The following is a 24,430-nucleotide window of genomic DNA, read 5'->3' on the forward strand; positions in this document are numbered from 1 at the left end:
TTTTTGGAAGGAATGGCAGATGCGGAAAAGATGGAAGTGGTTGTTGGGCAGTGTGTTATGGTTGTTTGTAGCTTTGGGTATTATTAACAATTAAAATGTTTTTATTATGCCTAAACAGAAAGGACTTGTAAAGATTGAAGGATCGTTGGACGATATTACGTTCTTCAAGAGGAAAGATGCTTTTTTGGTGCGTTTGAAAGGAGGAGTTTCGAAGGAACGCATTATGACTGATCCCGCTTATAAGCGTACGAGAGAGAACATGAGTGAGTTTACTAATGTTGTTGACTCGGGGAAGTATTTGAGAAATGGCTGTAGTGTTTTGGTTAAGAGTGCTTTTGATGGTACGCTTAGTAACCGATTGGTGCGCACGCTGTCTGTGGTTAAGAATTTGGATTCGACTTCGATTAGAGGTGAACGCAAGGTGGCTGTTGGTATTGAAACGGCTGCTGGGAAACAAGAATTGAAGGGGTTTGATTTTAATTTTAAGTCGCCTTTGAGTAGTGTGCTTTTTGCTCCTTATGCATTGGATACTGCTAATGGTGAGGTGACGATTAATGGGTTGGTTCCGCTGGATATGCTGAATTATCCTCCGCATGCTACTCATGTAGCTTTTAGGACTGCTTTTATGAATTTGGATTTTGGTACTGGTATTTCGGCTATTCGTTATAGTGATGTGAGCACGCTGCCGCTGGATATGCATGAAAGTAATGTATCGCTGGTGCCGAGTGAGGTTCCGCCGGGTGGTGGGGATTCGTATTTCTTGTTGTTGGTGGAGTTTATGCAGGAGATGAATGGGATTTTGTATGCGTTGAATGATGGGAATTATAATTCGTTGACGTTGTTGGAGGTGGTGTAGAGGGTTTATTAACACCCCGTCTCGCCAAGGCGAGCCACCCCTCTTATAATAAGAGGGGAGTTTTTGGAATGAGAGAAGCATCTTCTTTAATAGGGGGATGCTTTTTTTATTTTAGGGGTTTTATTTGTTCATTTTCTTTGCTTGTCCAAAGAAAACGAACCAAAAGAAAGGACACTTTTACGAGGTGTTTTTGGCAAGCCAAAACCGATTTTAAAATTCTAAAATTGCTACAAGGATTCGCAATTTCTTAACGAATTTAAAAATCTACACTTGCGTAAAAGGTAGCAAGGCGTTGCCTTGCATTGGTCTTTCAGGTTGTAATTGTTGGTACTCGGCTATGTGGGTTGCTGCCACTCCTTCCGGCGTTGTTTTTTTACGGTATTTATATTAGGGCGGGTTTTGGAGGTTGATTGTACTGAACCACTTCGTTAGGTTTACTATGGAATGACAAAGAGTGGTGAAGATTGGCTTCTTCGAACTACTTTGCTAGAGATTCCTACGGAATGACAAACTAAACGATGAATGTTTATCTTGAGCCACTTCGTTAGGTTTACTATGGAATTACAAATGGTTGTGATTTTAGGTTTTCTTTAGCACTATAATAGAGTAAATGGCTTTATTTTGTAGTGTAAAAATATCTCCATGAAAAAATCGTTCGCTATAATACTGTTAGGTCTTTTGGTTTCTGGCATTGGCTATTCGCAGAAGACGTATACTTTTGAATATAAAATACACCCTGAAAGGACTTATGTCCTGGAAATGGATATTGCTTCTAATAACGAAACTACGGTTAGCGATGTGCTCACTAAGAATGAGAGTTTGAGCAAAGTGAGACGAACTACCACTACCAAAGCCGCAAACGCAGAAGGCTTGTTTCCAACCATAATGGCTTTTGACGATGTACGCATGCTAAATGAAGGCAAAGAAGTGCTTAGTCCGTTGTCCTATACTATTATTGAAGGTTTGATGGCTGAGGATAACAAGTTTAAAATTGATACCATCATCAATCCGAAGCTTGATAAGGTAACGAGAGATGCCCTAAAAACTGTGTTTAAAGACTTGAAACCCGAGATTGATTTCCCTAAAAAACCAATGAAAATAGGAGATGCTTTTTCGCTCGACTCACCACTCACTGTACCCGTGAATGGTCAGAAAATAAAATTACTCATGACCAAGACATACACGCTCAAAGGGGTATTGAATGGTATAGCGGAGTTTTCTATTAAGATGAATTTTGCGCTTGCCATGTCTAATGAGAACATTACCGCTATAGGCGATGGTGGTGGCGTGGTGTTGTTTAACATTGCTGAAAATCAGGTCGTGAAAGATGATACTCACTACACGGTTAATATAAAGGTGAAGACGCCAACGGGTGTTGAGCTGGGGTATGTTAATGCAAAAGCCAAAAAGAATACGGTGATTAATTAATTGCGAATTGATTCTTTTCAATGTTATAGGCTATTTGAAGCAATTGTTTCTTATTTTAGCGGAAAATAGAATGTACCGTATGCGAAATAGTATTTTGTTGTTGCTCTTGCTGATTGGTGGTGTGGTAGTAGGACAAACTCAAAAAGAGATGAATGATTCGGCTTTTGTGGCTTATGAAAAAGCTGATGCTGAGTTGAACAAGGTGTATCAGGAGTTGGTAGCTCAACTGGATGCCGAGGAAACCAAATTACTGATTACGGCACAGCGCTACTGGATAGGGTATAGAGATGCTCATTGTGAGTTTGAGAAGAAACCCTCAGAAGGTGGAAGCATTCAGCCATTGGTATACGCTACCTGCTTAACGGAGGTTACCGAGCAACGAATAAAGGAGTTAAAGGCGAGTTTGTTATCGAGGAAAGAACGGTAGTGTTATAGATAATAAAATTATATAAATAGTATTGTTATCCATCCTGTTTCATTATTGAAGCAGGATTTTTTTTATTTTTGAAATTATCAACAGTACAATTTGTCATTCCGTAGGAATCTCTTCCCGTCTCTAAAAGCAAATAATGATGATAGAATACACCGAAGGCATTTATACCTACTACGTTTACATTCTTACTAATAAGAGTAGGTCGGTATTATATACAGGTGTTACTAATAATTTAAAAACACGATTGCAGCAACATAGAGAAAAAACAAACCTAAATAGTTTTACATCAAAATACAATGTACACTATCTCATCTATTTTGAAAAATTTACTTGGATTCAATTAGCAATTGAAAGAGAAAAAGAAATTAAAAACCTTTCGAGAGCTAAGAAGTTAGCACTAATAATGGAACAAAATCCTAACATGGACTTTTGGGAGTTTTGAGATTGACTGCATAAAACTACTTCTCTAGGTTTATATAGAACCACTAAGAGATTCCTACGGAATGACAAATAATAGCATTTATTTTTTTAGAAACATTTCTTTGAGCCTGTGATTACTACCCAATTTTAACTATTCATGTGAATTTTATAAGCATTGCTAAAAAAGCTGTAATGCATTTATGGTTATAATGTTGGAATTTTATACTCAAGAAAAAGTAACACATTAAAACTACAATATCATGAAAACTAAATTTACATACTTAATGATACTATTGTTCTCATTAAGTACGTTTACTACGGTAAATGCCACAGGAAATGAACGTGCAAAAGCGACTACTGAAAAAACAACTGAGATTCCGGCAGAGGTTCAAATAAAATTGGATCGCCTGGAGGAAATTAAAGAAATGGACAAATCAGAAATGACGCGTGCCGAGAAAAAGGAATTGCGAAAAGAAGTTAGAGCTATCAAAGCCGAGTTGCGCTCTACTGGTAATGGACTTTATATCTCTGCAGGTGCCATTATCATTATCTTATTATTGATTATTTTATTATAAAATATCTTGGTTAGAATGCATAAAAACACCACGTTTGAGTTAGTATAAGGTGTTTTTATGTGTTCTAATTATTTAATTTTTGAGAAACTTATAAAATATTTTGTATATTTATGTCACCATTTGAGCCTACCATTTTATAAGCATTTCATCTATTTAGACTCCTTTAAAAACATAATACTATAAGATTGGTAAGCTTTCGATTGAAAGTTGGCAGTGTAGGACTTTCAGTCGGGCTTACTAATTGAAAAGCCATATAATGACACACTTACCTACAAAAGAAGAAAAACACGACTGCTGTTCTTTACCCAAAGAAGAACATCAACACCACAAACATCATTCTGAATACAAAGGTGGTAAATATTATTGTCCGATGAATTGTGAAGGCAATAAAGTTTATGACCAACCCGGAAACTGCCCTGTATGTGGAATGGAATTAGTACAAGCTGTAAATTACCCTGACGTAACTGTAAAAGAATATACATGCCCGATGCATCCTGAAATCATTAAAGATGCTCCCGGTGATTGCCCTATATGTGGTATGGAATTGGTGCCTGTTGCTCCAACAGATTCTATAGAAAACACTACCTATCATCATTTACTCAACAAACTTAAAATAGCTTTATTGTTTTCGATACCGGTATTTATTATCGCCATGTCGGAGATGATTCCCAATAATCCTTTGTATGAAGTGATGAGTATAAAGGTATGGAATTGGGTGCAGTTTGCATTGACGCTTCCTGTGGTGTTTTATGCTTGCTGGATGTTTTTTGAACGTGCCTATAAATCTATCATTACATGGAACTTAAATATGTTTACCTTAATCGGAATTGGAACTGGAGTTGCTTTTCTTTTTAGTGTGTTTGGCATGTTGTTTCCTGATGTTTTTCCGGCTGAGTTTAAATCGCATCATGGTACCGTGCATCTCTATTTTGAGGCTACGGTAGTGGTGCTTACTTTGGTTTTAATTGGTCAGGTTCTGGAAGCCAAAGCCCATAGCAATACCAGCAGCGCCATCAAAGAATTGTTGAAATTAGCACCAACAGTAGCAACTGTAATAGTAGATGGAAAGGAAAAAGTAATCTCGATTGATGCTATAAAGAAAGGCGATACTATCCGAGTAAAACCTGGTGAAAAGATACCTGTGGATGGAAAAATAATGGAAGGAACCGCTACGATTGATGAGTCCATGATATCAGGCGAACCAATTCCGGTGGATAAAAAGAAAGGAAGTGCGGTTAGTGCTGGAACCATTAACGGAACTACCTCTTTCCTGATGCAGGCAGAGAAAGTTGGTAATGAAACATTATTAGCGCAAATCGTTAAAATGGTGAGTGATGCCAGTCGTTCAAGAGCGCCAATTCAAAATGTGGTGGATAAAATCTCGAAATATTTTGTACCCATAGTAGTGATTATATCCGCTATCACCTTTGTAATTTGGTCGCAGTTTGGACCTGAACCCAGATTGGTATATGCTTTTGTAAATGCTGTAGCGGTACTGATTATTGCTTGTCCGTGTGCTTTAGGGTTAGCAACACCTATGTCTATTATGGTTGGTGTTGGTAAAGGAGCACAATCGGGTGTGTTGATTAAAAACGCGGAAGCTATCGAGAAGATGAATGCTATCGATGTGCTATTGGTTGATAAAACAGGAACTCTAACCAAAGGAAAACCTTCTGTTGAAAAAATAATAGCCTTGCAAGGCAGTGAGGTAGAGTTGTTGAGTAAAATAGCATCTGTTAATCAAAACAGCGAACATCCATTGGCTACTGCTGTAATTAAATATGCTAAATCAAGAAATGTAATTCTCAGTAAGGTGAAAGATTTTGAATCGGTTACAGGAAAAGGGGTTTTAGGGTATGTTGATGGAGAGAAAATATCCGTAGGAAACAAAAAACTAATGGAACAAGAAGCTGTTACAGGATTTTCACTCGTTACTAATGAAATTATTGCCGAACAAAAACAAGGGAAAACCGTTTCATATATTGCTGTGAATAACAGAATCATGGGTTATGTAACCATTGTTGATGCTATTAAAAACTCGAGTTTTGGTGCCATAAAAGAATTGCAAAGCCAAGGCATTGAAGTAATCATGCTTACGGGTGATAACGATAATACGGCTAAAGCTGTTGCCCAACGAATGGGACTGTCTAATTATAAAGCGAATTGTTTGCCGCAAGACAAGCTTAATTATATAAAAGATCTTCAACGAAAAAAGAAAAAGGTTGCTATGGCAGGCGATGGGATTAACGATGCTCCAGCTTTAGCACAAGCCGATGTTGGTATTGCCATGGGAACTGGAAGTGATGTGGCTATTGAAAGCGCTAAAATTACTTTGGTAAAAGGCGATTTAAAAGGCATTGTAAAAGCTAAGAATCTGAGTTTTGCGGTAATGAAAAACATCAAAGAGAACCTTTTCTTTGCGTTTATCTATAATTCTATTGGTGTTCCCGTTGCGGCGGGTATATTGTATCCATTTTTTGGTATGTTGTTGTCTCCAATGATTGCTGCGCTGGCAATGAGTTTCAGTTCGGTGTCTGTAATCTTTAATGCGTTGCGATTAAGAACTGTAGAGTTGTAAAATTTTAATCCTCACCATCATCATTCAGCTTGAAGGGATAATCTCCAAATAAAGCTGCCAGTTTCTTCGCTTGATAAGTTTTCTTGGTGTATTTGTTAGATAACACTATTATGGTTACCTTTTCTTTTCTGAGATTAATGAAAGAAGAAGTATTTCCATGCCACCAACCGTTGTGGTAATAAAATGGTTCTCCTTTTTCAAACTCACTCATTCTAATTCCTAGACCATAATTACGAATGCCTTTGCTCTCGTAGCTATAACCTTGATACATCTTTTTAATCAAATCGGCATTAAGGAAAAAAGGAGCATAACGAGCCGTATCAAAAAGCAATAAATCGCGTGGTGTAGAGTAGATGTTCTTATCGCCATAAACGGCATCCAGATAATCGGTGCCAATTTCTATATTGTTTCCTTTGTAGGATGGCACTATGTTTTCGCGGTCTTTCTCAAATTCGCATACAAAAGTATTTTTCATACCCAGTGGTGCAAATATCATTTCGCGCATTGCTTCAGGATAGGTCAAACCGGTAACTTTTTCAATAATCAAAGCCAGCATGGCATAATTGGTGTTGCAATAGCTAAAATGGGTATCCGTTTTGGTTTCTAGCGGAATATTCTTTTCAACCATTACCTTTACGATGTCTTCATTGGTCAGCAACTTTTTCTTGTCCCAATTGTTGTTTTCATAAGTAAAGTAAGCGTAGTTCTTCATACCGCTTCTGTGATTAAGCAGCGTTTGAACCGTTACCTCAGGATAAGGAAAGTTATCAATAAGTGTATTTACCTTTTGGTTTAGCTTTATTTTTTTGGCATCAACAAGCATAAGTGTTGCCGTAGCCGTCAATACTTTACTAACCGATGCAATGTGTAATGGAGTTTCATCTGTGATGCGTTCATCGGTACGTTTGTTAGCATAACCCATGTAGTTTTCATAAATGATTTGACCATTCTTTGCCACCAGAAAACTCACATTATCATTCTTCTCAGACCATGTTTTCTCAAAAAACATTGAAACTCCAAACTTTTTATCCGCTATAAACTTATCTGTTAATTTAGCTAAAGGTTCTTGAAGCGGTTGCATTATTGGTAATCCATCTTCATTTACTTTTAGCACGCCTTCGTCTTCTGTTTTCTCTTGTTTAGAACACGAGCATAGCAGCGTTATAGTAAATAATAGTAATATGGATTTGTATAGTTGAGTAGATTTCATTTTGTGAGACTTGAATAAAAACAAATATAAGTATTCCTGTTTTTTGAATAATTGGTTTCTCAGAAAGCTATCAACAGGTTTTCCACAATTTAAATTTACGAAAAAAAAGTTTTGAAAACGATTTCGTTACTACTACTTTTGGCAAGCTAAAAAATATGAAATGAAATTTGGAATTATAAAAGAACGTAAAAATCCACCCGATAGAAGAGTTGTTTTTTCTCCTGAAGAATTAGTAGAATTAAAGAAAACTTATCCTAATGCTGAGGTAGAAGTGGAGAGTTCGGACATCAGAGTTTTTACAGACGAAGAATACACAAATTTGGGAATTGAAGTAAAAGAAGATATCTCGGATTGTGATGTGTTTTTTGGAGTCAAAGAAATTCCGGTAGATTATTTAATACCAAATAAGAAGTATTTTTTCTTTTCGCATACCATAAAAAAACAAGCACACAATAGAAAACTACTGCAAGCCATACTTGACAAGAATATTGAACTTTATGACCACGAAACTATTGTTGATGCTAACAACCGAAGATTAATAGGCTTTGGTCGTTATGCGGGTTTAGTAGGTACTTATAATGGTTTCAGAGGTTTCGGAATAAAATATGATTTATTTAATTTACCAAAAGCCGAAACACTTAGAAGTAAAGAAGATTTAATAGCAAGAATAAAACGCCACACGTTACCTAACATTAAAATTGTAGTTACAGGTCACGGAAAAGTTGGTATGGGAATTAAAGAAATTCTTGATGGTGTAAAAATAAAACACGTAGCACCAGAGGATTTCTTATCCAAAAACTACTCGCAACCCGTTTACACACAAATTGACGTTCTTGATTACAATAAAAGAAAAGATGGTGAAGTAAGAGATAATCACGATTTTTATGATAATCCGCAAGAGTATGTTTCCAACTTTGAGCGTTTTACAAAAGTAGCAGATATTTATATTGCAGGTCATTTTCATGGTAACAATGCTCCAGACATCTTAACCAGAGAAATGCTAAATGCAGTAGATAATAAAATAAAAGTAGTTGCCGATATCTCTTGTGATGTTGATGGGCCAATTGCTTGTACGCTTAAAGCTTCTACTATAGCAGAGCCATTCTTTGGATATCTACCAAACGAAAACAAAGAAGTTCCTCATACGCATCCAGGTTCAATAATGGTAATGTCGGTTGACAATTTGCCATGCGAATTGCCAAAAGATGCCAGCGAAGGTTTTGGACATATGTTTATGGAACACGTAATTCCGGCTTTCTTCAATAATGATGCGGATGGTATATTAGCCCGAGCAAAAATTACAGAAGCAGGAAAACTAACACCTCGTTTTGCCTATCTGCAAGATTATGTAGATGGAAAATAGAAATAATGAAATCCTGAGTAACTTCAGGATTTTTTTATTTAGAAAAGTTTTTATCTTTAGAAAAAATATTTTCATGAAAAAACTTTTGATTTTAGGTGTTTTGCTATTTGGATTTATAAGCAATGCTCAAAACGTACTATCACCATCCAAAAACATTTTGCTTACCTTTTCTTTAGAAGCCAATGGTAAACCAACATACATGGTTTTCTATAAAGACAAGCCTGTAGTTACTCGTAGTAATTTGGGTTTAGTGTTAAAAGATGGAACTGATTTTACCAGCAGTTTTACTTTAGAAAATACTGTAAGTAATACTTTTGACGAAACTTGGCAACCTGTTTTGGGTGAGCAAAGTAGCATAAAAAATCATTACAACGAACTTAAGGTGGAATTGATTCAAAGCACATCAAAGAAAAAGCTCAATATCATATTTAAAGTTTATGATGAAGGCATTGCGTTTCGATATGAGTTTCCTAAACAACCTAACCTTAATTACTTTATCATAACTGATGAAAAAACAGAATTTAATTTGACCGGAAATCATAAAACGTTCTGGATTCCTGGTGATTTTAGTAGTAACGAATACATATATGAAGAAACTTTACTTTCCGAAATTGATACTGACAAAGTCAATAGGAATAATGGTATCGCTTTTCAAAATATCAAAGAACGTTTTAGAATACAATCGCCTGTTCAAATGAAGACTTCTGAAGGGTTGTACATAAATATTTTTGAAGCAGCTGTTGTTAATTATCCTGTAATGCATTTAGATGTTGATGTATCAAAATACAAATTCACATCAATTTTAGCACCTAATCCTTTGGGTGATAAAGCTTATCTACAAGCTCCAGCCGTAACACCATGGCGTACGATTATGGTTAGCAATGATGCAAGAGATATTGTTAGTTCAAAAATGATATTGAATTTAAATGAACCTTCAAAACTGGATGATACTTCTTGGATAAAACCAATGAAATATGTTGGTGTTTGGTGGGAAATGCACGTGGGTAAATCCACTTGGGATTATGCAGGAAGTCAAAATGCCCAAACACAAAATAACAATGAATTAGTAGCCAGCGGAAAGCATGGTGCAACAACCGAGAACACCAAACGATATATTGATTTTGCTGCAAAACATGGTTTTGATGGAGTTCTAGTGGAAGGTTGGAATGTAGGTTGGGAAGATTGGTTTGGAAACTGGAAAGAAGATGTGTTTGATTTCACAACACCTTATCCAGATTTTGATTTGAAAGCAGTAAACGATTATGCTAAATCAAAAGGAATAAAAATGATTATGCATCATGAAACTTCCGCTTCTGTGGCAAACTACGAAAGACATTTTGATAGAGCTATGAATTTGATGAAACAGTATGGTTATTCAGCTGTGAAAACAGGATATGTTGGTAAAATAATTCCTAGAGGTGAATATCATGATGGTCAAACGATGGTTAATCATTTTAATTATGTTGTCAAAAGAATGGCGGATAACAAACTAATGGTGAACTCTCACGAAAGTTCAAGACCAACAGGTTATCACAGAACCTATCCTAATTATATTGCTGCTGAAGCTGCACGCGGAACTGAATTTAGTGCTTGGAGTATTGGAAATCCACCTATGCACGAAACGATTTTACCTTTTACCAGATTATTAGGCGGACCAATGGATTATACTCCTGGAATTTTTGAGATAAAAATGAGTGCATACGATAAAACCAAAAAAGAACAAGTACATACAACATTAGCTAAACAACTTGCATTATATGTAACCATGTATTCACCATTGCAAATGGCTGCCGATTTACCTGAGAATTACGAAAAACATTTAGATGCTTTTCAGTTTATAAAAGACGTACCTGTAGATTGGCAAGAAAGTAAATATTTAGAAGCTGAACCAGGCGATTACTTAACAGTAGCTCGTAAAGACAAGAATTCAGAGAAATGGTTCTTAGGTGCGATTACTGATGAGAATGAAAGAAATACAGAAATCAAATTAGATTTTCTTTCTCCTAATAAAAAGTACAAAGCCATCATTTATCAAGATGGAGCAGATGCTGACTGGCAAAATAACCCAAAATCGTATGTTATAAAAACTATACAAGTTACAAACAAGTCTAAAATTAAATTACATTTGGCAAAAGGAGGTGGAACAGCCATTTCTTTTGAACCAATAAACTAACCAAAAACCACATTTAAATTTATGAGTACTCAAAACCTTAAAACCAATTGGGCACAATTCATTCCTCTTGTGACTGTATTTTTCTTCTGGGGATTTGTTGCGGCCAGTAACGACATTTTAATTCCTGTTTTCAAAAAAGCATTCGATTTAACCCAAGGACAAAGCCAGCTTGTTTCGGTAGCTTTTTATGTAGCATATACCGTCGGATCAATTATCTACATGATTATTTCCTATTTAACCAAAGGCGATTTAATCAATCGAATAGGGTATAAAAACTCTCTTGCATTAGGTTTAGTCATTTCTGCATTAGGAACATTATTATTTTATCCAGCGGCAAATACAGGTTCATTTCCTTTAATGTTATCCGGATTATTTATTGTTGCACTTGGTTTTTCATTACAACAAACCGTTGCCAATCCGTTAGCTATTGCACTTGGACCAATTACTACAGGTTCTCAACGGTTAACTATGGCAGGCGGAATTAACAATTTGGGTACGACTATTGGTCCATTAATTGTAAGTTTTGCAATATTCGGTGCGGCTTCATCTGGCAATACGGATATGAGTATTGAGAGCGTGAAAGTACCTTATTTAATTCTTGGTGCAGCTTTTCTTCTAGTGGCTGTTTTATTAAAGTTTTCATCCATACCAGATAAACCACAATTGATTGCCGAGGAAGAAGCAGAAGCAACTTCAGTAAGAAGTTCGGCTTTAAAATACCCACAATTAGTTTTAGGAATGATTGGAATTTTTGTATACGTTGGAGTAGAAGTGTCAACAGCAAGTAATCTTCCAGCTTATATGGAAACCGATTTAGGGTTTTTGACTAAAGATATTGCGCCATTCATTTCATTGTATTGGGCAAGTTTAATGATTGGCCGTTGGACGGGTGCTGTAGAAGCATTTACTGATAATATGAATAAACAAAAGATACTTCGTTTTATTGCGCCCTATCTAGCATTTGCCGTATTCTTGGGTGTTAATAAATTCATGGAACACGATTTATCTCATTTCTATATTTACGCATTAATCATCTTAGTATTAATTTTTGCCGATATGGCAAGTAAAGGAAATCCAGCCCGAATGTTACTAATCTTTTCGTTCTTAGGAATTATTGCATTGCTAATTGGTATGGCTACCGAAGGTATGGTGAGTGTTTATGCCTTTACCAGCGTTGGATTATTCTGTTCTACACTGTGGCCTTGTATCTTTACACTTGCCATTAGTGGTTTAGGAAAACACACCAGCCAAGGAAGTAGTTTCTTAATTATGATGATTATGGGTGGAGGAATTGTAAGTTGGCTACAAGGTTATGTAGCAGACATTGCAACTATTCATTCTAGTTACATTGTTGGTGTTGCTTGTTTTGCATATATGGCATTCTATGCTTGGAAAGTAAAAGGAATCCTTAGCGCACAAGGAATAGATTTCGACAAAAAAGTTTCAGGAGGACATTAAGATTAAATTACTTTATATAAAACAAAAACCCCGCATCGTTTCCCAACTTTGCGGGGTTTTTTTCATCAAAACCAACCAATTAAACTAATCTCAATTATTTTCTTCCTTTTACTTCTTCTTGTTTATCTTCATCGCCTTGACTTCTGTAGTAGTAGTTGTTGCTTGAAGTATTGTTTGAAGCATAATCATTATAATGATTGTTACTGTTATAAGTGTTGTATACAAAACCTTGGTTACCTCTTCCTTTGATGCTACCAATAGTGTTAATAATATCACCTCTGTAGTTGTACACTAACGTCATTCCTCCAATTTGTGACAGTGCAAATCGGTTGTATCTCATGTACACAGTACCAATTCTGCTTACTCTGTCTCGGTTGTCATAGTTGATAAACGTGTTTCCAACTCTTCTAACTCTACCAAAACTATCATGTTGTATAAGAACGCCATAGTTTACATTTCCTCTCGCTTGAACAGCAGTAACTCTACCGTTTGCTTTTCTATAAAAATAGTCACCTTGACTATCTTGTGGACGAGTATTGAAATCAAAGTCTCCGTTTGGGAATACAAAAAACTCAATGCCTCGTTCTATAAATGAAATTGGCTCATCAAAGCTAATTCTCACTCTACTTTCCTCACCAGAAATTGTCTTTACTTCTGTTGCTTTCGCTACATTTCCTACCAGTAAAATGCTAGCTACTAAAAGGGTAATTTTTTTCATAATCAATACAATTTGAGTTTTGCTTACTCTTTCGATTTTCGGCTTCGTCGAACAACTAAATCTCGTTGTTGATTGGTATATTCCAATTGCTGTGCCAAACTCCAATATTCAATTCTTAAGGTTTGATTAAGGCTTTGTAATGAGTTGAATTTCAATACATAATAATAAGATTACAGGAAGTTATAGTTTTAAATTAAATTATCAATTATTCAAATAATTAGTATATTTGCTCACAGATTAAGTAACCACAAACCCCAAATATTGACTTTTTTCTAATGAAAACAAGAATACTTTTCACATTATTAATTCTATCGAGTTTCGCTTCTTTTAGTCAACAATACATTCCATATTACGCTACAGTCTCAAATCAAGTGTCGTCAAGCAATGTCTTGAATTATTTAACCGAATTTGAAAACCTTGGTGTAAAGCGTAGAGGAACCGTTGCACTTCAAAACACACTTGATTGGATTAAGAACAAATACATCAGCTATGGTTATACCGCTTCGCAAATGCAAGAGTATAGCTTTACTAATGGTGCTTATACTTGCAAAAATTTAGTATTAACCAAAATTGGAACCGTACATCCCAATACGTTTGTGATACTTTGTGGACACTATGATACTATAACAGGAACTGGTACTAATGATAACGGTAGCGGAACCACTATTCTACTGGAAGTAGCACGACTATTGCAAAACATCCCAACCGAATATTCTATCAAATTCATCAATTTCAGTGGCGAAGAAGACGGACTAATTGGAAGCCAAAACTTTGTTTCAAATGTGGTTAATAGTACGACTCCAAAAATGGATATCAAGTTGGTATTTAACATCGATGAGGTAGGAGGTAGAGCCAATATGGTAAACAATACCATCACTTGCGAGCGAGATACAAGCAGTCCAACAACTAACAATGCCGCTTCTAACGTAATAACTAATGAGTTGATTACCTGCGTTGGTTTATATTCGCCATTAAACACGTATCTGTCTTATGCTTACGCTTCAGATTACATGCCTTTTGAAGACAACAACGAAATCATCACAGGTTTTTTCGAAAAGAATGAAACACCTTATCGCCATACCGCCAACGACTTGTTGATAAACATGGATTCAACTTATGTATACAATATTGCCAAAGCCGCTACGGGTGCCATGATGCATTTTGCAGTAGCAAGTACCAGTGCATTGGCTACTACTGATTATTCACAACAACAAAACATTCGTTTTTTCCCAAATCCAACGCAAGATTTCTTGCAGTTCAGCATAGGTAATCTTCAGGCAACTAAAGTACACTTTTCATTAATCGACGTTAACGGTAAGACGGTCTTAGAACAAGATTTCACTTCACCAAGTGCAATAGAAACTATAGCAATAAACAATGTTGCAAGAGGAATGTACCTTGCGGTACTCGAAACTGGAACAACTCGTTATACACAAAAGGTAGTGTTACGTTAAGCAAGTTCAATAACCTTTATAGCAATCCAGTCTCAGAGCATCACAATCCAGTCTCAGAGCATCACAATCCAGTCTCAGAGCATCACAATCCAAACTCCGGGCATCACAATCCAATCTCCGGACATCACAATCCAAACTCCGGACATCACAATCCAATCTCCGGGCATCACAATCCAATCTCAGAGCTTCACAATCCAATCTCAGAGCTTCACAATGGCAACTCAGAGCTTCACAATGGCAACTCAGAGCATCACAATGGCATCTCCGGACCTGCGCAAAGCAATCTCCGAGCTTCACAATGGCATCTCCGGGCATCACAATGGCATCTCCGGACCTGCGCAAAGCAAACTCCGGGCATCACAATGGCATCTCCGGACCTACGCAAAGCAAACTCCGGGCATCACAATGGCATCTCCGGTCATGCGCAAAGCAAACGCTGCCCATCAGCAGAATAGTCTAAAAGAGGCACTTCCTCGACGAACTACACCAATTCCTGCGATATTAGGAACCTAAAAAAACCTCCCAAATGTCAAAAATCAATAAACAAATTGAAAACTATTTTCATACTTCGATAAAATTAGGATGATTTCCCCCTTTTTTATTGTAAAGGTTTATTCAGATTGATGTTATATTCTTTGTGTTTAAGTCTATTTTTTGGGTTTGAAAGTGTTTTTTTTGATTAAAAACTATCAAAAGGGCTTACAATTTTTCGCTTGGTGATATCGGTTAGCTGTGTATATATCATTGTGGTTTTAATGTTATTGTGTCCGAGGAGTTCTTGGACAAAGCGTATGTCGGTTCCGTTTTCTAGAAGATGTGTAGCAAAGCTATGACGGAGTGTATGGACGGTTGCTTTTTTTATAATTTTTGCCGCTTTGAGTTGATTTTTTAAAATTTGTTGTACACTGCGCACAGCGTATTGAGAATTATTAGCGCCTTCAAATAGGTAATTGGTGGGTTTGTATTGGAGGAAATAATTTCGAAGTAAATCGAGTAGTTTTTGAGAGAGCATTACTGTTCTATCTTTTTTGTTTTTGCTATTGCGAATGGTTATCACCATTTTGGTGGAGTTAATGTCTTGTATTTTTAGGTTAGTTAGTTCAGATACTCTTAGCCCTGCGCTATAGATTGTAGCAAGTATTGCTTTGTGTTTGAGGTTTTGGGTGTTTTCTACTAGTTGTTTTACTTCTTGTTGTGTTAAAAGAATGGGTAATTTGTGCTCGGCTCTGTCGGGATAAAGATAATCGAGTTTGTAATTTTTTTGGAGGACACCGTTGTAATAAAATTTAATAGCAGCTACAAGTTGTTTTTGGTAGGAAATAGAAATGTTGTTGATAGTTACTTGCTGGTTGATGTAGTTTTCGATTTGAGAAATTTTTAGCTTATCGATATCCTGACCTTCAAAACTTTTTAAAAATTGACGCAATGCATTTATATAGGACTTGATGGACGAGGCGCTGTATCTTTTTATTTCAAGTAACTGAATTACAAGTTGAATTTTTTTTTCCATACTGTCAGTGTATTAAATTATTAGAAGTTATGCGCAATAGAACAAATTTATTCGCTTTTTGTGAAAAATTGGTAGGTTGTACGAAATTTTGTTTTGTTTTTTGGATAATTGCGTATATTTGGGTGTTGAGACGCAATCCGTTTTTGAAAAGTAGCTACGCTTGCCAAAGGCAAACTCTCGCTCCTTTTCCGTATTGCGTCTCAACGCGATGGTCGCTTAACCAAATTTTAACGTCTGCGGACTACGTCTAACTGGACGTTTGACAAAATTTGGCTCCTCTAAAAAAGATTACCGATATTTAAAATAAATTTTAAATCTCTCACTTTTTTTTCGGAACTTCGTCAAGCGACCATCGCGTTAGCACACATTTTCATGACGAATCTGCAAAAAATAACAATTCTTCTAATATTTCTTAGCTTCACTTCTTGCAAAAAGAATGAAGACGAATATATATTTGAAGAAAACAGATTTGAGAATATTGAAAGTTTGAAAATTGAAAAAGCAATTGAAACTGAAAGTGAAATTGGTTCAAAAGAAAGAACTTATAATAATACTTTTGGAATCGGAACAAGTTATTATCCAAATAAAAATAATTTCATTCTTTCATACCCAAAAGTTTACGAAAGAAAACAAGATTGTTTTTACCTCGAAACTGATTATTTTTTCACACCAAACGACAGTTTAATAAAAGTCATATTTTATGAATGGAAACCGAAAACTGATACTTTGAGAAGTTTGAAAATATCAGAAGAAAAAGCTTTCGAAATGAAACTCAAAAATTTAAAGACTTTGATAAGCGAGAAAATTGGGAAACCAGAAGTCGTGGAAATTGCAAAACGAAAAGACACAAGTTATAACTACACGGACAGATATAAATGGCGCAAAAATGATTTATCAGCTGACTTAAATTATGATGTTAGCGGAGGATTTAAAAGAATTAGATTAATTGTTTATAAAAAGTAAAAAAACGTGTGCTAACAGCGGTTTCGCGCTATTGCTAGTTTTTCTTGAATTGAACTTCTTTCTTCACGAAAATATTTTATCTTAGCAGAAAGTACACAGTTCGCTGGCTTCGCAACAGTCGCAAAGCCGCGGCACGTTATGCGTCAGGCTCAAAAATCTGCTAAAAAATACAAATGAAGTTATTTACAAAACTATTTCTCCTTACAATAATTGATTTTATTATTATATGGTTTTGGGTAAAAGAAATTGACCCTGAACCAAGTGTTTCAATCGCTTTAGTAATTGTAGTTCCAGCAGTAATGTTAATTAACCTTGCAATTGCTGTAATTTTATATTTTACCAAAAGAGAATACTCAAAAGTTTTCGTTATAAATTCATTTATTTCGGCAATCTTAATGTATTTCTTATTTCAGAACGGAATAGAAAGGCATCAAAATCTAAGATATGAGAGTTGGACATTTAACCGAAAAGACACAATTTTTGCAATTATACATTCGAAACTTGACAACACTTTTAGTATGACAGTAAGTACAAATCAAGGCTCAACAACCGAGTTTCTAGAAGGAAAATTTAGGGAAAATGGAAACGAATATTATTTGACGTCTGACTCAACAGAATATAAAATCAGAAATGAATACTTATTTGGATTCAGAAACTCAACAGATAGTATAAAGTTGACTAAAATTGAGCGATAGTGAAACTCAAAGCCCGAACGCATAACAGCGGTTTGGTCGCATGGCTGGTTTTGTATTTCTTAGCCGGAAACTACTAAGTTCAAATTTTGATTATATTTACACTAATAATTTAAAAAGTCGCCACGACGACCAAGCCGCGGAACGTTAGCAGATATGGCACGGAAAATCGTGCAAAATTAGAAACAATAAAAACCAACATTATGAAAAAAATTACATTCTTATTATTGCTTACGTTCTCATCTTTTTTTTGTCAAGCTCAATTTCCAGCAAAACATCCTGAATTATTATTAAATAAGGAAGTTACGATTAAACCTTTATCTCCAACTCTTCAAGAATATGGTTATAAAAGTTTACATAAAACTGATGAAATGAAAATAACAGAAAAAGCAGTTAAGCATTCAGCAGTCGTTGGAAAGACTTTTAAAGTAATGGAAGTTTCTCCTTATGAAAAATACGGTGCTACAAAATTTAAAATCAAACTTGAAAGCGCAGAGAACGGAACTTATTATTACGATTACGAGCCAAAATATGATTTTGATTATATTTTAGAAGTAATTGGAGGTTTAGAACTTCCTGCGGACATATATTGTGCGGACATCACTACCGAAACTGATAAATTTACAAGTGAAATAAAAAGTACTTCTCCATATTCTGAAGGTGTATCATTTATTAAAGTAAATAAAGATGGGAAATCTAAAATATACCTTGCAATAAACGAAACAGGAAGCACAGTCGCTGTTGGTAAAACTGGACTAACGTTACTATTAGAAAATGGAAAGAGAATTGAAAAACCGTCAGCGCCAATAACTGCGAAAGTAAATTCAGGATATACTGGAGCAACTGGTTATGTTTTTTCTGCCTTTGTGGAATTGAATGCCGAAGACATAAAACTACTTACAGAAAATGCTATAACAGATAATCGCTTATACATTTATGATGGAACAATTAAGAATGGGAAAAAACTCCAAGCATATTTGAACTGTTTAAACAAATAGCCACATCTGCTAACACACGCTACAAGCAATTTGGGCATTTGGCTTAATTTAAAGTTGGTCTTGTATCAGATAAATTTGTGTTTATCCGAAAAATGGGCTTAATTTAGTCCCAAACTGCTTGTAGCGCGGGAACGTTAGCAGTAATTTATCCACAGCCATAAATCTAAAAAAATTGAACAAAATATTTAAAATCTCATTTCTATTTTTCATTATAATTTCATGCAAAGAAAAATCTGTTATTGAAACAGAATTGGAAAGTATTGAAGTTCATCCCGAAAACTTTAGCAAAATAGACACAACTTTTTATGAAAACAAAACTATAAAATCTCTAAAGTTCATAAATGGAAATGACTATGTAAATGTCCAATTTTACAAATCTGGCAAGAAAGAGTTCATTCATCCTGTCAAGAATCGACAATGCCATAATAAATATTTTGATTGGTATGAGAATGGAACAATCAAATGGGAAAGGGAATATAATTTAGGAAATCAAATTGGTAAAAGCATAAGTTATCGTTCTGATGGAACACTGGAAAATATCTTTGACAACTCAACAAATGAACACACAACGTTTTATAAAAACGGAAAAAGGAAAGAAACTTTGTTGTTTAAACCTAATTCCACAAACGACCAAATCCAATATTACTTTAATGGTAAAATAAAAAGTCGTTTTATATCTCTTGGAAATGGAGAACACTCTGCGGAATATTACAACGAGAATGGAGAAAAAGTATTTGACGGTTTTTGGAAATCAACTTTGTTATTAAACCATGACAAACAGAAATTCACAGGAAACATAATCACATATTTTGCAAACGGCGAAATCTCTCATTTTAGCAACCATAAGAATGGAATCTTCAATGGGAAATTCTATGACAAATATGCTAATGGTAATTTACAATTTCAAGGGATTTATATTAATGGAGAAGCCGGAAAGTATGAACACTACTATGAAAACGGAAAGCTACATTACATAAATGACCCTAAAAATAAAATCCATAAAGAATGGGATGAAAAGGGAAATTTGATAAAATAAACTACTGCTAACAGCGGTTTTGCGCCATAGCTGGGTTGCTTAGTTACCTTGACGTTTTTTCTTCACGAAAAAACTCTATCTTTATCAGACAATAATCAGTACGCTGGCATCGCTACAGCGCAAAGCCGCGGCACGTTGTGTGAAATCTTTGGAAAAATTGCATCTCAAGAAAAACTAGTTTTAAATAGACATATTTTAGTACTTTTGTTACTATGGAAATAAGAACAGATTTAATTTTAGGAGACAGTGTAAAGGAATTAAAAAAACTACCAGATAACTCTGTAGATTTAATCATTACTTCTCCTCCATATGCCGACCAGAGAAAAGACACTTATGGAGGAATACATCCCAATAAATATGTTGAATGGTTTTTGCCAATTTCAAAAGAACTTTTAAGAGTTTTAAAACCTGACGGAACTTTTATTTTAAATATAAAAGAAAAAGTTGTCAATGGTGAAAGAAGTACATATGTGATGGAATTAATAATAGAAATGCGAAAACAAGGCTGGTTATGGACTGAAGAATTTATCTGGCATAAAAAAAATTCGTTCCCTGGAAAATGGCCAAATAGATTCAGAGATAGCTGGGAAAGATTGATTCAATTTAACAAGTCAAAAAACTTCAACATGTATCAAGATGAAGTGAAAATTCCAATTGGCGATTGGGCAAAAGGAAGATTAAAAAACCTAAGTGATACAGACAAAGTAAGAGACAATGCAAAGAACGGAAGTGGATTTGGAAAAAATGTTTCCAATTGGGTTGGTAAAGAAACTGTTTATCCAACTAATGTTTTGCATTTAGCAACTGAATGTAATAATAAGAATCATAGCGCAGCCTTTCCAGAAGAATTACCAGAATGGTTCATTAAATTATTTACAAAAGAACTTGATACAGTATTAGACCCATTTGCAGGTTCAGGCACAACACTATTTGTTTCCAATAGAATGAAAAGACACTCTATCGGTATCGAAATTATGCCAGAATACTATGAAATGATTAAATCAAAAATTCGCCCAGTAGAATTGTATATTTTAGAACCTAAAACAAAATATGAAAAAACTAGACCAGAAAGTAGTTACGCAATACGTTGAGAATAACATTGGAACTTTTCATCAAAAAAGAATTCAAAGTTTAGATAGTTTAAAATTAATTAAGGTTTTAAAAAGAAAAAATCCATACTTGTATAAAGCAAAGTATGTTCTAACTGCGGAACAAATAATCAAAGGAATTGTCGATGCACATATTTCTTCAAATGAAGAAACAATATTTGGTGATTGGTTAGAAGGTTTAGCTATTTTTATCAATGAGAAAGTTTACAAAGGAAGGAAATCAGGAATTCAAAATATTGATTTAGAATTTGACAAAGATAATGTTAGATATATTGTCAACATAAAATCTGGTCCAAATTGGGGAAATAGCTCCCAAATAAAGAAAATGAATGCAGACTTCAAAACTGCTAAGAAAATTCTAAGAACTAGTAATTCTAATCTTAATGTTGTTGCTGTAAACGGTTGTTGTTATGGTCGAGATAATAAACCTGACAAAGGAGATTATTATAAGTATTGTGGTCAAAAATTCTGGGAATTTATTTCTGGTGAAGAGAATCTTTATACTGAATTGATTGAACCACTTGGAAACAAAGCAAAAGAAAGAAATGATGATTTTATGAAATCATATTCTCAAATGATTAACAAGTTTACTAAAGAATTTACAAACAGTTTTTGTCTTGAAAGTGGTGAAATTGATTGGGACAAGTTGGTTAAAATAAATTCCGCCACAATAGAACCGAAAAAATAAAGACTTCACACAACAGCGGTTTCGCGCTATTGCTGGTTTTTCTTGAATTGAACTTCTTTCTTCACGAAAATATTTTATCTTAGCAGAAAGTACGCAGTTCGCTGGCATCGCAACAGACGCGAAGCCGCGGAACGTTAGCGGTAATATTTCTAGACAAGAGAGGATTTAACAACTTAATATAATTGAATATGGGAACAAATCGATACAATCTATTCTTAGCTCAAATTTTTCTATTGGTAAGTTTCTGTAGTTTAGCTCAATCTACTGTAGACAAACTAAACCGTAGTGTTGATTCGTTGGTATTTCTTGAAATGAAGAAACAAAATATCCCTGGTGTTTCCGTTGTAATTGTGAGAGATGGAAAAATTGATTACGTAAAAGGGTATGGCTTCTCCAATCTAGAGCATAAAGTCCCGGTAAAACCAGAAACCATTTTTCAAACGGCGTCAGTTGGCAAACAGTTTACTGCATTTGCTGTAATGCTGTTGGTACAGGATGGTAAAATAAGTCTAGATGATAAGCTTACTAAATTTTTCCCTGATGCACCTACCGGTTGGGATTCCATTACCATTAAAAATATGCTCAATCATACCAGTGGATTTGGCGACTACATTGATGATTTTAATTACCAGGCTAACTATACGGAAGACAGTTTGTATCATGAATTTAAAAAAAGACCATTGCTATTTAAAGCTGGTGAAAAACAGAAATACAGCAATATGGCTTATGCAACACTTGGTATCATTATGAGTAAAGTGACCGGTAAATTTTATGGTGACTTTTTAAAAGAAAGGGTTTTAATACCAATGGGAATGACTACGGCAAGGATTAATTCTGAGGAAGATATTGTTCCAAACCGTGCAGCAGGATACAGAATACTTAATGATGAAATAAAAAACCAGGAATGGGTATCACCTACTACCAACACTACGGCAGATGGCCCACTGATTTTAAGCGTACTCGACATGGCTAAATGGGAAGCCGGATTAAATGCCGGTAAATTGTTGAAAAAAGAATATTACGATTTAATGTGGACTCCTACGAAACTAAATGACGGGACATTTGAAAAATATGGTTTTGGATGGGCAATAGATTCTTTAAACGGTAAGCGTATACTGGAACATAATGGAAGTTGGCAGGGATTTGAATCAACAATCAAACGATATCCTGAAAAAAAATTAGCGGTTATTGTTTTTGCGAATCTTAAAAGGGCTCGAACCTATAAAATGAGCACTCGTATCTTACAATTGTTTCAACCGGAACTTTCTCCCATAAAACTAAAACCTATTAACGACAATGACCCCAAGACAACCAAATTGTTAGGAAATTTTGTAGAAAAACTAATCAAAAATACCGTTACAGAAGATATGTTAACCACTGAATTTGGAAAAGAATTCTTACCAGTTGTAGAAAAGAATTCTAAATTCCTTAACCGACAGGGGACATTTGAAAAAATGGAATTGCTTGACAGGAAGAACGTCGATAATGAACACAGCATGCATCATTACCGCCTTGTTTTTAGTGAAGAATCGATAGAACTAATTTTTTGGCTTACAAAAGACAATAAAATTGAGAGTATAGCAGCCAAGTTATAAGTAATATTTGAAATTTAGAATTAATACTACCGCTAACAGCGGTTTCATGAAATTGGGGTTTTAAGGCTAAATTTAAACGCAATTTTATATATTTGACTTCAGTTCTAATGGAATGGTTTGGGAGCAAATTTCCCCAACTTCATGAAGCCGGCGGGACGTTGAGACGCAATCCGTTTTTGAAAAGTAGCTACGCTTGCCAAAGGCAAACTCTCGCTCCTTTTCCGTATTGCGTCTCAACGCGATGGTCGCTTAACCAAATTTTAACGTCTGCGGACTACGTCTAACTGGACGTTTGACAAAATTTGGCTCCTCTAAAAAAGATTACCGATATTTAAAATAAATTTTAAATCTCTCACTTTTTTTTCGGAACTTCGTCAAGCGACCATCGCGTTACTGGCAACCTTCAACAACTATCGCTAAATGTTAGAAAAAATGAATGTAGAACAACCAATTCCGAAAATAACTGACACAATTTTAGAGCGAATTATTGAAAGAGATTTTAGAGAAAACTCAACAGAAGTAAAAATTAAGCTCAAACAAATAAAAAGTGATACCGAAAGTGGAAAGAAAAGAATTTCAGCAGCGATTCTGAAGTTGGCAAATGGAAACCTAAAAGACGTTGAAAAATATATTGAGGTTAGCAATGTTGACTTTAGAGATGTGATTTCCCAAGCTGAATATCCAAGATGTTCAAAATTAGGATTTGAAGTGATGGAAAAGCCAGGAATTGAAAAAGTCTATGCAGAAGATTGGAAAGAATATACAGAATGGTTAAATAAGTAAACTTAAAAAGGTAAAGGCAGCCAGTAACAGCGGTTTCGCGCTATAGCTGGTTTATCTTTCTTGGAAAATACTCTGAACATCAAAATTTCTTATTACATTTATTCTTAACTTGCCGCCACTTCGCCAAGCTGCAAAACGTTGAGACGCAATCCGTTTTTGAAAAGTAGCTACGCTTGCCAAAGGCAAACTCTCGCTCCTTTTCCGTATTGCGTCTCAACGCGATGGTCGCTTAACCAAATTTTAACGTCTGCGGACTACGTCTAACTGGACGTTTGACAAAATTTGGCTCCTCTAAAAAAGATTACCGATATTTAAAATAAATTTTAAATCTCTCACTTTTTTTTCGGAACTTCGTCAAGCGACCATCGCGTTAGCGGGCATTGTAAAACG

Annotated in this window: 21 protein-coding genes; 18 read left to right on the top strand and 3 right to left on the bottom strand. The window is 35.2% G+C overall.

From position 1 onward, the window contains the following. Positions 1 to 106: 106 nt before the first annotated feature. From RN605_RS01770 to RN605_RS01795, 6 genes are all read left to right on the top strand, one after another. On the top strand, positions 107 to 856 hold the full coding sequence (locus RN605_RS01770) for a hypothetical protein (protein WP_313321695.1): 750 nt from the start codon (positions 107 to 109) through the stop codon (positions 854 to 856). Between the two features lie 642 nt (positions 857 to 1,498). Continuing rightward, positions 1,499 to 2,284: a hypothetical protein gene (locus RN605_RS01775; RefSeq protein ID WP_313321696.1), complete on the top strand. Its 786-nt coding sequence runs from the start codon at positions 1,499 to 1,501 to the stop codon at positions 2,282 to 2,284. 79 nt (positions 2,285 to 2,363) lie between these two features. After that, the gene (locus RN605_RS01780; protein WP_313321697.1) at positions 2,364 to 2,711 is read left to right on the top strand and encodes a lysozyme inhibitor LprI family protein; all 348 of its coding nucleotides are present in this window, start codon (positions 2,364 to 2,366) and stop codon (positions 2,709 to 2,711) included. A 145-nt stretch (positions 2,712 to 2,856) separates the two neighbouring features. Then, on the top strand, positions 2,857 to 3,159 hold the full coding sequence (locus RN605_RS01785; RefSeq protein ID WP_313325778.1) for a GIY-YIG nuclease family protein: 303 nt from the start codon (positions 2,857 to 2,859) through the stop codon (positions 3,157 to 3,159). A 262-nt stretch (positions 3,160 to 3,421) separates the two neighbouring features. Next, complete coding sequence (locus RN605_RS01790; protein WP_313321698.1) at positions 3,422 to 3,712, top strand: hypothetical protein; 291 nt, start codon at positions 3,422 to 3,424, stop codon at positions 3,710 to 3,712. A 256-nt stretch (positions 3,713 to 3,968) separates the two neighbouring features. Next, the gene (locus tag RN605_RS01795; RefSeq protein WP_313321699.1) at positions 3,969 to 6,290 is read left to right on the top strand and encodes a copper-transporting P-type ATPase; all 2,322 of its coding nucleotides are present in this window, start codon (positions 3,969 to 3,971) and stop codon (positions 6,288 to 6,290) included. A 4-nt stretch (positions 6,291 to 6,294) separates the two neighbouring features. Here RN605_RS01795 and RN605_RS01800 read toward each other — a convergent pair whose 3' ends face one another. Further along, positions 6,295 to 7,500: a serine hydrolase domain-containing protein gene (locus tag RN605_RS01800; RefSeq protein ID WP_313321700.1), complete on the bottom strand. Its 1,206-nt coding sequence runs from the start codon at positions 7,498 to 7,500 to the stop codon at positions 6,295 to 6,297. A 160-nt stretch (positions 7,501 to 7,660) separates the two neighbouring features. Between RN605_RS01800 and RN605_RS01805 the strand changes: the two genes are divergently transcribed. The 3 genes from RN605_RS01805 (at position 7,661) to RN605_RS01815 (ending at position 12,494) form a co-directional block, all read left to right on the top strand. Next, positions 7,661 to 8,863 (top strand): NAD(P)-dependent oxidoreductase, encoded by a 1,203-nt coding sequence (locus RN605_RS01805; protein ID WP_313321701.1) that lies wholly within the window; start codon positions 7,661 to 7,663, stop codon positions 8,861 to 8,863. Positions 8,864 to 8,936: 73 nt separating this feature from the next. Next, positions 8,937 to 11,036 carry a glycoside hydrolase family 97 protein gene (locus RN605_RS01810; RefSeq protein ID WP_313321702.1) on the top strand — a complete coding sequence of 700 codons (2,100 nt, stop codon included), beginning with the start codon at positions 8,937 to 8,939 and terminating at the stop codon, positions 11,034 to 11,036. A gap of 21 nt (positions 11,037 to 11,057) precedes the next feature. Continuing rightward, on the top strand, positions 11,058 to 12,494 hold the full coding sequence (locus RN605_RS01815) for an MFS transporter (protein ID WP_313321703.1): 1,437 nt from the start codon (positions 11,058 to 11,060) through the stop codon (positions 12,492 to 12,494). Positions 12,495 to 12,588: 94 nt separating this feature from the next. Here the strand turns inward: RN605_RS01815 and RN605_RS01820 are convergent, their stop codons facing one another. After that, entirely contained in the window at positions 12,589 to 13,212 is a 624-nt protein-coding gene (locus RN605_RS01820; RefSeq protein ID WP_313321704.1) for a hypothetical protein, read from the bottom strand. A gap of 275 nt (positions 13,213 to 13,487) precedes the next feature. Between RN605_RS01820 and RN605_RS01825 the strand changes: the two genes are divergently transcribed. Next, complete coding sequence (locus RN605_RS01825; RefSeq protein ID WP_313321705.1) at positions 13,488 to 14,666, top strand: M28 family peptidase; 1,179 nt, start codon at positions 13,488 to 13,490, stop codon at positions 14,664 to 14,666. 679 nt (positions 14,667 to 15,345) lie between these two features. Here the strand turns inward: RN605_RS01825 and RN605_RS01830 are convergent. Next, positions 15,346 to 16,176: a tyrosine-type recombinase/integrase gene (locus RN605_RS01830; RefSeq protein ID WP_313321706.1), complete on the bottom strand. Its 831-nt coding sequence runs from the start codon at positions 16,174 to 16,176 to the stop codon at positions 15,346 to 15,348. 372 nt (positions 16,177 to 16,548) lie between these two features. Between RN605_RS01830 and RN605_RS01835 the strand changes: the two genes are divergently transcribed. The 8 genes from RN605_RS01835 to RN605_RS01870 all read left to right on the top strand — a co-directional run bounded on the left by RN605_RS01835 (position 16,549) and on the right by RN605_RS01870 (position 24,040). Beyond that, a complete protein-coding gene (locus RN605_RS01835) occupies positions 16,549 to 17,139 on the top strand; it encodes a hypothetical protein (RefSeq protein WP_313321707.1) in 591 nt (196 codons plus the stop codon). A gap of 173 nt (positions 17,140 to 17,312) precedes the next feature. Continuing rightward, positions 17,313 to 17,834, top strand: coding sequence for a hypothetical protein (locus tag RN605_RS01840; protein WP_313321708.1), 522 nt, complete (start codon positions 17,313 to 17,315; stop codon positions 17,832 to 17,834). Between the two features lie 200 nt (positions 17,835 to 18,034). Beyond that, the gene (locus tag RN605_RS01845) at positions 18,035 to 18,829 is read left to right on the top strand and encodes a hypothetical protein (RefSeq protein ID WP_313321709.1); all 795 of its coding nucleotides are present in this window, start codon (positions 18,035 to 18,037) and stop codon (positions 18,827 to 18,829) included. A 172-nt stretch (positions 18,830 to 19,001) separates the two neighbouring features. Continuing rightward, entirely contained in the window at positions 19,002 to 19,865 is an 864-nt protein-coding gene (locus RN605_RS01850) for a toxin-antitoxin system YwqK family antitoxin (RefSeq protein ID WP_313321710.1), read from the top strand. A gap of 212 nt (positions 19,866 to 20,077) precedes the next feature. Further along, positions 20,078 to 20,956, top strand: a complete 879-nt coding sequence (locus RN605_RS01855; RefSeq protein ID WP_313321711.1) for a DNA-methyltransferase — start codon at positions 20,078 to 20,080, stop codon at positions 20,954 to 20,956. Further along, the gene (locus RN605_RS01860; protein WP_313321712.1) at positions 20,916 to 21,662 is read left to right on the top strand and encodes a PmeII family type II restriction endonuclease; all 747 of its coding nucleotides are present in this window, start codon (positions 20,916 to 20,918) and stop codon (positions 21,660 to 21,662) included. Before RN605_RS01855 ends, RN605_RS01860 begins: the two co-directional genes overlap by 41 nt. A gap of 188 nt (positions 21,663 to 21,850) precedes the next feature. Further along, positions 21,851 to 23,257 carry a serine hydrolase domain-containing protein gene (locus RN605_RS01865; protein WP_313321713.1) on the top strand — a complete coding sequence of 469 codons (1,407 nt, stop codon included), beginning with the start codon at positions 21,851 to 21,853 and terminating at the stop codon, positions 23,255 to 23,257. 432 nt (positions 23,258 to 23,689) lie between these two features. Next, the gene (locus RN605_RS01870; protein WP_313321714.1) at positions 23,690 to 24,040 is read left to right on the top strand and encodes a hypothetical protein; all 351 of its coding nucleotides are present in this window, start codon (positions 23,690 to 23,692) and stop codon (positions 24,038 to 24,040) included. Positions 24,041 to 24,430: the final 390 nt, after the last annotated feature.

Origin of the sequence: Flavobacterium sp. PMTSA4, assembly GCF_032098525.1 — a bacterium.
Taxonomy (GTDB): Bacteria; Bacteroidota; Bacteroidia; order Flavobacteriales; family Flavobacteriaceae; genus Flavobacterium; species Flavobacterium capsici.